We start from the raw sequence: 10,998 nt of genomic DNA on the forward strand, positions 1-10,998 counted from the left end.
GGTGTCTGGCTGCGTCACGGCTTGGAGAGTAGAATTGCTCATGGCGTATCCGTCCTATGTTGGTTGTGATCTGGCGAGATCAATCAACAGGATACGCCACCCTCTCTACTGCCCTCCATACACAAGAACTGAGCTTAACTCGCCTGTTAACGTGCCGTCCGGTAGGCGGTACTGAAAGGGCTCAAAGGGAACGTCAACCGCTAGCCGCAGCGGAGAATCTGAATAGGCGGGAAGGGCGAACATCAATGATGTTAAGACAGTTGCTACACCTAGGGTCACTCGAGACATGCCGTTGTTCCTTCTTCTTTTATATGAGTGTTCAGAAAAATTACCATGCTATTTGGCAAGGCACTACTGCGTATGCACCTCTGTTTTATGCAAATGGGCCATTTGGTCTGTTGAGCACTGCCGGCGTATTGCGAGACTTTGTCTCTAGGCGCGAGTGGAAGTAAGGTGTGTAAGCACAAAAGAAAAAGTGCTGCCCATTAGAAAGAGCAGCACATTGCGGACCAGTAACGCTAACCAGCGAACCTACAAATCATATTGCTCCCTGGCATAATCCCCCAGCCCTACCTCATCAAGCTTCGCGAGCGGCGCTAAAAACGTCACCTGGATAACCCCCGGTGCCCGGCCAATTTCAATGGCGCCGTTAACGGTGGCTCGGTTACGGATCTCCGCGACGCTCACCTTCAGCAGCTTAGCTGCTCGTTCTAGGCCATTTTCGATAGCGTCGTTTAGGTTAGCGGCGGTGCCGACTACTGAAATGGGTGCTAGCGGCTCAATGTGAGAAACGCCCCATTTTTCTGCAAGCCGCTGCCCTTTGGCCTTTTCCGAGGCGCTGAACGGTTTGGCGAGGGGTGGCAAATCTTCCAGTAGGGGAAAGAGTACCGGGCCATCTAGCGGGTAGTGTTTGACGACTTCTACCTGTAGGGTAACGCTGCCAGCCACGTCCATGGTGTGCCCGGCAATTTCACCATCGCCTTGGCCTGCGTGCATATCGCCCATATAGACGCCCGCGCCTCGCACTTTGACTGGCGCAATCAGAATGGCACCTGCCCGTACGGCATCAATGTCCATATGGCCATCGGTTTTGTGCTCCGCTAACTGCTCGGGCGTGATCGCGTACTCATGGGGCGCGCCTACCAAAAACGCGCCGAAATCTCCGGCGTTGTGGCTATCCGGCATCGGCATGGAAGGGCACGTGCCTAGCTGGCCCATAAACGGGCGTGTGCGAATGAGCGTGCCCGGCATATCAGACGGCGCATAGTTGAGTATAGAGTGCTGCTTGCTGCCGTCGGGTAGCGCCGAATAGTGATCAGCACGCTGTGCAAACGTGGAAGCAACATCGCTAGGCACGGTGAGGCCGACGGTGCGCGTATCATCAAACGTGACGGTATAGCCATGCACAATCTCGAAGGGTTTGACAGGGTTGTTGCATACATCACATCTCACCGCGTCTTGCCCGATACCTTCAATATGCGTTTCAGGCCACACGGTGTCGCAGGTAGGGCAGCGCGCTGCCACATAGGGGTCGCCCAGGCAAAAGCCTTCCGGTGAGCTATCGTGCCCGGAGGCCGTCGCAATCGAGGTGATGGTAATCTCGCGTATCCGTATCGCCACTCCATCGCCTACTTCTGCACCCTCGATAACCACAGGCGTAGTTACTTCATGCCCGCCACGCAAACGGGGCGTAATCATCGGCCCCCAGCAGCCGGGAGCCGTGTTCGCGATGATGGTGCCGCCACTCTCCACCGGCCCAAGCATCGGGGCGTTGGGATCTAATACGCTGTTGGTGAACTCTTGAACAACAACGCTTCTGCGTACAGGGGTTGAGCTTTGATCAAGTTGCATGTTGCTTATCCTTTCCTGATTACGTATATGGCTCAGCCAGCTTCAGGAGCCGGTAAGGCCCGCCGTGTAGAGATAGGAAGTTAGCTTGATTATTAACTATTAACTCAAAGTAGGTGGTGTGCCGAGTTATTGTCAAATTCTGTGTATGGCCGGTCAGGCGGCAGTCCTGTCTGACTGATCGGTCAAGGGTTCGCCATCCTTGAACTGGACGTTGTTCACGACCAGCTCCAGCTTGTTGAACCCCTTGATCCGCTTCCAGCGCTTCTGGGCGCTCTGAAGCAGCTTGAAGACCATCGCCAGGGTCGTCGCTCTGGAGCCGCAGTTCCGGCTGCGCTTGCTCCGCAGGCGGACCGTGGCGAAGGTCGACTCGATCGGGTTGGTGGTGCGGATATGCACCCAGTGTTCTGCCGGGTAGTCATAGAACGCCAGCAGCTCCTCCCGATCCTTGGCCAGGCACTCCATGGCTCTGGGGTACTTGGCCTCGAAGCGTTTCACCGTGCGATCGAAAGCCTTGTGCGCCTCATCGCGGGTCTCGGCCATCCAGATCTCATGGAGGTCGGCCTTGACCTTGGGCTGCACGGATTTCGGCAGTTTATTCAATACGTTGGCAGTCTTGTGGACCCAGCAGCGCTGGTGCTCGGTCTCTGGATAGACCTTGCTCAGTGCAGCCCAGAAGCCCATGGCGCCGTCGCCGACCGCCAGCTTGGGGGCAGTGGTCAGCCCGCGCTCGCGTAGACCCGTGAGCAGCTCTTTCCAGCTGGCCTCCGACTCGCGTTGCCCATCCTCGACGACGACCAGCTCCTTGCGGCCCTGATCGGTAACACCGATGATCACCAACAGGCACAGGCGGTCATCCATGCGCACGTTGCTGTAGACGCCGTGTGCGCACCAGTACACGTAGCGCTGCTCTGATAAGCCCCGCTTCTGTCACTCGGCGTGCTCAGCCTCCCACTGCTTCTTGAGCCGCGACACAGTATTGGCCGAAAGCCCCTTGGCCTGGTCGCCCAGCAGGGCTGCCAGGGCCTCCTGGTAGTCACCGGTGGAGACCCCCTTCAGGTAGAGCCAGGGGATCAGCTCTTCGATGCTCCGGGCCCGCTTCAGGTAGGGCGGCAGCAGCGCGCTGCTGAAGGTAACCCCATCACCGCTGCGATCGCGGGTCCGGGGCACCTTGACCTCGACGTCGCCGATACCGGTCTGCACCGTGCGCTCCGGCAAGTAGCCGTTGCGGACGACGGCACGGCGACCGTCTTCCAGCGTCTTCTCGGCGTACTGCTCAAGGAACGTGCTCAACTCGACCTCCACGGCTTTGGCGATCAGATCTCGGGCACCTTGGCGAAGCAATTCATGCAGCGGGTCGGTAGCACCAGTGTCTGGTTGCGTCACGGCTTGGAGGGTAGAATCGGTCATGGCGTATCCATCCTATGCTGGTTGTGATCTGGCGTGATCAATCAGCAGGATACGCCACCCTTCCTTCTGCCCTCCATACACAAGAACTGAGCTTAACTCACAAAAAAGCAGCCCGTACCATAACTATAAAACGGCGTGCTGTAGTACTGCCCAGCATAATGAGAAGCCACGACTAACGCAGCACCAAACACTTTAATAAGATTGAGCGTACTAAATAACGAGGGAGACATCGCAACATTCGCTTAAAAAGGAGCCAGTGTACTGCAAAGGCAGCGTGGCACCCACAACGGAGGCCTGCCCCTTATGCACAGGCCTAACATGACATACACCGCCCCACTGCTACGAGTGCTTTAACAGCTCATTACTCAGCGCCTGGGCATAAGCAATACGAGCGGTTTGGCAAATAGCCAACCGCTGCTTTAACCTAACGATCTCTTCATCAAGCCGCTGCCCATAGGATAGGCTGCCCACTGGCGAAGCAAACGGCTGAGCACCGCCCACATCTACCGTTGTCAGGCGGATTATCTGCTGCCTGCGTGAAGGCAACACATGCAACAGGCGGTGATTCAGCGCAATCACCGCTTGGAGATGCGCGTTCGCCTGCGCCGGTGAAAGGTGCCAACGTTTCGCCCGCTGCTCGCGGCAAGCACGCAGCGCCGCCGCCTTGCCCTCTTCAGCACTGCGCGGCAAAGCCCACGGCGTGCCCGCCAAATGAAGGCGCACATGCGCAAAAATATCGTCTGGCACTGGCGTATCGCACAATACTTCCTCGCTTGCACGGAAAGCACTGGCCTGCGCCATGGCCACCATATAGCCCGTTGCCTCCGCCACTTGCACCTTTCCACCTGGGCTAACATGAATAAACGGGCACGTAGGTGCCAGCTCAGGAAGAATATGGTTGGGGAAAATACGCGCCTGCCAGTAACGCTCGGCAATACGTTTGAAATGCTTAAAATCAGCGATGGGGATAAGTGCCGACTCAGCAAACGGCAAGATTTCCACCTTGGGCTTGGTAGGCGTCACCGTATCGTTAGCGACATCCACATACAGCGTGCCCACTTGAAAGGCATTCTGGAAAAACTCGCCCCGCAAGTCGCCCCACACCTGCCGCGTGCTGCCCCCGGCCTTACGAAACGCCCGATAGGCATGGGCACCCGCTAAGGCAGCACCACTAAACCCAGCAGTGGCCACCCCAGCATCCGGCAGCAAACGCTGCACTGCCCGGGTAATTTCCAAACACTGCCCAAGCGGGTAAGGCTTGCCCAACTTCACCGGCCGCTGCTGATAGAGCGCAGGGTCAACCTGATGGCGTAACGCAAGAAAAAACGCCGCCACCTCGGCTAAACAAGGCAGCAAATAGCGCTCTGTTAACGCCGCCTGCGCCTTGTTATTCACCATACAGGGCTCGTTGGGCAGCAACCGTGCCAACAACGGCGATTGCCCACCCACACCGCTGGCAGCAGCTTTTTTCCTGCTTATTAACCGATGGTTCATGCGGCACTCATCTCCAGCGGCGTGGTATCACCTCCAGCCGCTACGGCGCTTGTTTCGGCAGCGCGTCACTCAGCGCCTGGGCATATACACTGCGCGCAGTTTGGTAGATCGCCAGCCGCTGTTGCAGCTGTTGAATAGTGGTGTCGGTTTTATTCAGCTTCGCCAGCGTTTGGCTGGCAGCCGCTGAAAGTTCGCTAAGCGGGTAGCTGACGCCGTTGAGTGTTACCGTTTGCTCGGCGGCGCGGGCTGGCTCATCTTGGCTGACGGGTGGCTCCCCACCCAAGGTAAAGCCGTGTGAGCGAAGCAGATACTGGCGCGCCGTATCGCCGGTAAAATCTTTAGGGCCAAGGCGCGGCTGATCTGGGTAGCAAATCGCATAGGCCGCCGCCACCAAAGGCCGAGGCTCATAGGGGCCACGCTGCTGATGCATCACACCTTTGCCCTTTGCAGCCTTAAAGCCCTGATGCGCCTCTTGGCGAAAGGCATCTCGCCCTACGTGGTCGCAGTGCGCCATGGCCTGCTCAATCGCATCCCAGGGGATACCTGCCTGTTGCCAGGGCATATGTGTCTTCATCTAACGTTACATCCACTACTTAAATCATCGGTACACAGGGCAAACCGCCCAGCCCATCCCGGCTGAAGCATTTAGTACCCACTTATTAGCCCGCCATCATCCCTGGCATTGGGCACGCTGTCGAGCCTTTACCGCACGGTGTGGGCAGGCAGGGCCTAAGCGCAAAGTATCGCCCACCATAAAAAACAGCCGCTCAGTGGCGACCATTAATGGCACATTTAACCGCTCTCATCACTAACCTCTATATTAGGGTCTGGCAGCCAATCGGTATACAGGCCACTCACCCCCAATGCTTGAAACATCGCCCATTCACGCTGGGTGTTTACGGTATGTACATAAACATTAACCGGTAAACGCTTCGCTAACCCTTGCAGCGCCAAGTGGCGAGGCATGGTGACCGCAAACAGTGACATGCCCTCAAGCTCGCGCAAAATATCAGCCTCTTCACCAGGGTAGCGGTACAGTGTCCAAATAATAGTTTCAAACCCCGCTGCCCTGGCAGCGCCATACTCACTAGGTTGGTAAATTTGCACGATAACCTGTTTTCCAGACTCTCCCAGACGTACACACCACGTCGCGTACAGCTCGTAGAGACCGTCAAGATCGGCTTGGTTCATGGGCTCGAATAGCAGATGTTCCTAGGCTTCCAATTCGGCTAATAATGCCGTGCGGGGGGCATGGGTGATAGTGGCCTCATCGGGGCCTTGGGGGTCGTCGGGGAAGTCAGTCATGGAGAGTTTAGCAGCTCATAGCGGCGGCAGGGCCGCTTTATGCTGCTAAGGCAGGGAAATCTTAGGTAACAGCATAAGCGCCGCAGGAAACCGTTGCTCGGTATCTATTACCTTATCCCGGCCCACAATGGCCACCATCAAGGTAGGGGTGGGCGCGGTATATAACGATAGCCTGCCGCCTCGTAAGCCGCGTCAATGGACACTTTCATCGCATCCGCTGTGCTTTTATCAAGCTGAGTTGCGAGGATATTGCTCTGGTAGCCTAAACGCCTACATTGCTGTTCGACTTGCTTCAGCCTAGCGTTCTTCTTCCTAGCCGTTGTGTTGAAAGTACGCTTCGTGTGATCGACAAACGCAATGACAAAATGTTCTTTCATTCAGCAACCCTCAGTAGTCAACATCAAACGTAACATGGTCGTGATCGACGAAACCAAGCGCTGCTTGAAGCACCACGCCCGCCGAATGAGCCGTGATTGATTCACTCTGCATCCTTTCGACCCAAAATTCCTGTTACTAAATAGTCGAACGCTTGGCACATTTCCAGAGACGAAAAACCCGCCTACTTTGAGGCGGGTTAGGGGACATTCGTCGAGGGATGAGAGGTGTTAGACGAAGACAACATCTAAGGCTGATGTCATATCTGTGTCAGTCACCCCGGTAACAATGACCGTTTCACCTTCGCTAATCACTTTGTCGCTTGCGTCTTGGCCCTGACCGTCTGTAAATACAGCATTACCAAATAAAATTTCTACATCAGTGTCAATAGCCATGAAGTCGGCAAAAGTAATGGAACCGCCATTCTGGAAGTTAATCGTCAAATCAACGGTGTTTCCATCAATTGCGTTTTCCTCATACCCTCCGTTTTCCACAAAGGTAATATTTGCAATCTCTTCGGCCAATTCGTTGGCATCAACCACGCCATCAAAACGCATTATGTCAGACTCTACATCGTCGCTTTTGACTGCGCGGAAACCGAGAATCGTATCATTGCCATCTTGGCCGATGTGGTAAGCGACAGTATCCCTACCAGAGTTATCAGCCGTCAGGTCGATGATGTCATCGCCAGCGCCGCCGTCAAAGGTATCATTACCCCCATTAGCAGCACTCGTTAGGTAGTCATCCCCCGCCCCCCCAAGGATAGTGCTGTCCACACCGAATACCGTCATCAGCACCAAGTCACCTGTTAACGCTTGTGCATTAATGTCGTCAGCACCGCTCAGTTGACCAAGATTGACATTAGCTGCACCGCTGATAGTAACAGTGGGGATGTTGTCACTATTCACAACACTGAGGTTGGTCTCAATCTCTGCATTGGCAACGATTGAGATAGAGTCGCTTGTAAATTGATCGAAAATTAAGCGACCAACAGTGCCCCCGCCTACCGGCCCTGGGGTTTCACCTACTGCGACGTTAGGCCCAATCGGCTTCTCAACAATAATCGTCTTGAGATTACTTCCTCCTGTGATCCTAAACGTTCCTTCCAAGTCAAACGGAGCATCCATCACTAACGTGTTGAAGCTGGTACCCGACAGGGTGAACTCACCTTCACCCTGGCTTGGAAGCTCAAAGCCCGCATCACGATGAATCACCAGTCGCTCTATGGTAGTGACGTTGTCAAAATGGAGCTGATTGATCAGATAAGCGCCGTTTTCGGGAATATTTACCGTCAATGTATCTGTGCCTGCGCCACCTGTCACCGTGGCGGGGGTATCTTCCTCAAAGTCGGACGCATCTCGGGTAAACGAACGATTGGTGACGCCACCTCCGTTGCCCCCCCAGTGCTAGGAGGTGGTGTGGGCTCAGGTGTGGGCTCAGGTGTGGGCTCAGGTGCGGGCTCAGGTGCGGGCGTGGGGGGTAGCTGAAATACCGGGGTCAACGTGACACTGGGCGGCACAGGCACTTCTGGTGGAACGATTAACTGAATGCCGGAACCGGCAGGCGGTACAAAATCAACAGGGATAGGAGTGTTGACGGGGGGGCGTCCATCCCACAGGGCGCTCAAAGGTAGGGATGAAAGGAGCCACGGATTCCATCCGCAGGAGTGCAGCAGCGGCATTGCCGTTGCTAAGCGCGGTGGTAAACCCTGGGTCGTTACTAAAATTGCTAAGCAAGACGCCGTTCCCCAGATTACGCCCTTCGTTGACACCGAACTGCATCAAATGGTCGAACGCGTTGATCAGACCGCTACTAGCGGCTTGCCCAACATCCGGGTTGGCGTTTATGTATTGGCCTAGATTGATCGCGGGGTTAATGGCCCGCGATTCGCTTTGCCCATAGAGCGCAAAATGTTGAGCAGCGGAGGAAATAATACCCTGCTCAATGGCGGCAGCCACATCGGGATTCTGCTGTAAATAAAATGCCTCATTAAACAACGGCGTGGGAGAACGCCCCTCGTCGCCCCCAAATAACTCAAAGTGATCCCATGCGGTGATGAGACCTTGTGCCACCGCTTCTGCAACGTCAGGGTTGTTGGCCAGATACTGCTCGGGGTCAAACAGTGGCGACGCTGAGCGATTTTCAGCGCTCCCATAAAGCGAAAAATGCTCAAACGCGTTGAACGGTGCCCCGGCTTCAATAGCCGCCGCCACATCTGGGTTCTGCGATAAGTACCAGTTGGCATTAAATGAGAGTGGAGTTGGCATAACGATCATTCCCTGCTGTTTTTTTGGTTATCACTAGCTAAGCGACAGACATACGTCACCTGCCCAAATCAGCGACATATGGCAGAACACCTGAGTTGCTACCTCTCATTGAGATTAGCACGCCTACCACTCTTTCCAACTGATGAGACTCACTATTTAGTCGTAAGCGCTAGCGAGCCAATGCTACCTTTAAAAGATGAGCTGATGCCATACCAGCAACACCCCCTTACCCGATGGCAACTGCGGATCATCCCTTACACCCACAGCTGCCTACCACCTGAACGCGCTACTCGCTCTGCATAGTCATCACCGGCACCGCCTCCACCGCCTCGAACAAGCGCTCCCGGCTTAAATGGGCATAGCGGGCCGTGGTGCGAATATCGGCATGGCCTAGCAGCTCCTGCACCTCATATAGGCTACGCCCGGCGTTGACCAAAAAACTGGCAAAGCTATGGCGTAAATCATGCAGGCGCAGCTCAGGCAGCCCGGCCCGCTGGCGGGCGGCATCCCAACTGTGGAAGATCGATACAAACGGCAGCCCCGTGCGAGGGTTGGCAAACACACATCCATTCAATGGCACGCCTTCCGCCCGTAACGCTGACAATAACTGCCATGCCCCTTTCGATAGCGGTACATGACGCACCTTTCCTGATTTCGTTTTAGGAATGCGCCACAGTTTACGAACCATATCCACATCGTCCCAGCGCGCATCTAGCACCTCACGCCTGCGTGCCCCCGTATAAATCAAAAACGCCACGATAGATGCCAGCAATGGGTTATGGCTTTCATTGACCGCGACCAACAGCCGCTGGGTTTGTTCGTTAGTGAGATAACGCTCAATGCGGTTGTCTTCCTTCAACTCTCTCAGTGCTTTGGCAGGGTTTTGCTCTACTCCCTCGACCCCCCACCGGAGCGCCAACGTGTAGCCATAGCTCAGCAATATCAGAGCACGGTTACACGTACCGGCCGCGTAGCCGCGTTCACGCATCGTTTCGATTAACCGTGCGATATCTGGCGGTATCACGCTGCCCATGGCACGCTCACCCAAGGCAGGCACTACGTGAAGGCGAATCATCGTTTCATCGGTATTCCAACTGCGTTTGTAACTTTTGACGTAAGGCAAATAATGCTCACGATAAAAAGTGGCGATGGTGGGGCCATGTTCGGGCAACCGTTCCAGACGGGGATTCTCTCCTGCCATAGCCCTGCGCAAAGCCGCCCGTGCTGCCGTCCTCGCTTCGTCTATAGTCAGCAAGCGCGCATCCCCCAGAGTGAGCACGCGTTGCTTTCCTTCCCAGCGATAGCGCACTCGGTAAGCCAAACGGCCGTTGGCCATCACATCCACGTAAAGGCCACGTATTAAGGTATCGAATACCTCGCAATGGCTGCGCCCTTCTGGGCAACACAGCGTTAACACACCGGCATCGGTCAATTTTTGTACAGGCATGGGGTCGTCTCCTATGGTAAGAAACGACTACTTTGGCGGCGACGGCGATCAAACAAATCAAGGAAAACGCATCGAATGCATAGACACGGAGTCGTTGTTGAGTCGAAGCACTCAAATGCCCTATCGAAAACATCATATTTATCAGCTTTTTAGTGAAGGAATCGCAGAAGTCTCACTGCAGATGTTGACGACCTCGTTGGTACTGCTAACGACGACACGTTCGCTGCGGGTTTGACTGTTGCTGGCGGTCAGACACTGAACGGTTTCGATACTATCGAAGGCGGTGAAGGTACTGATACGCTGAATGCAACTCTTCTGGCAGGTAACCAAGCACCTACCTTGGACAGCGTTGAAAACATCTTTGCTCGCGCAGTGACGGGTGCTAGCGAACTGGACCTCCAAAACGCCACTGGCGTTGAGCAGGTTTGGACTGATCGCTCTCAGAACGATCTGACTGTCAGCAACCTGGACTCTCTGTCTACTATCGCCGCACAGAACATCGGTCGTACCACCGGTCACACTTACATTGTTCGCTACGATGCCAACACTGTAGCTCCTGGTGACACCCAAGCGATTGTTCTGAACAATGCTGGTCTGAACTTGGCTGTTGAGCAAGGCGCTGTTGGTGCTCAGCTGAACACTGTTCGCACCGTGAGCATTGCTTCTGAAGGTGATGCTAACGGTGTTACCTTTATTTCTGACAGTGCAGTGGAGACCAATTTGGTCGATAGTGCTGCTGTGCAGAACATCACCATTACTGCTGCCGCTGACCTGACTGTTGCCAGCCAAGATGACGGTACTAACACTACCGCCCTCACCGCAGGTACCATCGACGCTTCTGAAGCGACTGGC

The 10,998-nt window shown here is 55.1% G+C and carries 8 protein-coding genes and 1 pseudogene; 1 reads left to right on the plus strand and 8 read right to left on the minus strand.

The genetic code is table 11. The features are described from left to right. Positions 1–531: 531 nt before the first annotated feature. The 8 genes and pseudogenes from AC13CY_RS15165 to AC13CY_RS15200 form a co-directional block, all read right to left on the minus strand. Complete coding sequence (locus AC13CY_RS15165) at positions 532–1,851, minus strand: acetamidase/formamidase family protein (protein WP_483052756.1); 1,320 nt, start codon at positions 1,849–1,851, stop codon at positions 532–534. Positions 1,852–2,004: 153 nt separating this feature from the next. After that, positions 2,005–3,258 (minus strand): annotated as a pseudogene (locus AC13CY_RS15170) (IS256 family transposase). Between the two features lie 339 nt (positions 3,259–3,597). Then, the gene (locus tag AC13CY_RS15175) at positions 3,598–4,752 is read right to left on the minus strand and encodes a hypothetical protein (protein WP_172514660.1); all 1,155 of its coding nucleotides are present in this window, start codon (positions 4,750–4,752) and stop codon (positions 3,598–3,600) included. 40 nt (positions 4,753–4,792) lie between these two features. Next, positions 4,793–5,326 (minus strand): ScoMcrA-related endonuclease, encoded by a 534-nt coding sequence (locus AC13CY_RS15180; RefSeq protein ID WP_288101687.1) that lies wholly within the window; start codon positions 5,324–5,326, stop codon positions 4,793–4,795. Between the two features lie 218 nt (positions 5,327–5,544). After that, entirely contained in the window at positions 5,545–5,943 is a 399-nt protein-coding gene (locus AC13CY_RS15185) for a PI-PLC domain-containing protein (protein WP_172514661.1), read from the minus strand. A 719-nt stretch (positions 5,944–6,662) separates the two neighbouring features. Continuing rightward, positions 6,663–7,727, minus strand: a complete 1,065-nt coding sequence (locus AC13CY_RS15190) for a hypothetical protein (RefSeq protein ID WP_172514663.1) — start codon at positions 7,725–7,727, stop codon at positions 6,663–6,665. 279 nt (positions 7,728–8,006) lie between these two features. Further along, positions 8,007–8,699 carry a hypothetical protein gene (locus AC13CY_RS15195; protein WP_172514664.1) on the minus strand — a complete coding sequence of 231 codons (693 nt, stop codon included), beginning with the start codon at positions 8,697–8,699 and terminating at the stop codon, positions 8,007–8,009. Positions 8,700–8,985: 286 nt separating this feature from the next. After that, positions 8,986–10,146 (minus strand): site-specific integrase, encoded by a 1,161-nt coding sequence (locus AC13CY_RS15200; protein ID WP_172514665.1) that lies wholly within the window; start codon positions 10,144–10,146, stop codon positions 8,986–8,988. 231 nt (positions 10,147–10,377) lie between these two features. Here AC13CY_RS15200 and AC13CY_RS15205 point away from each other — a divergent pair. Further along, the coding region (locus AC13CY_RS15205; protein WP_483052757.1) for a hypothetical protein at positions 10,378–10,998 on the plus strand (621 nt) is incomplete at its 3' end.

Source organism: Vreelandella sp. L-15 (genome assembly GCF_056857635.1).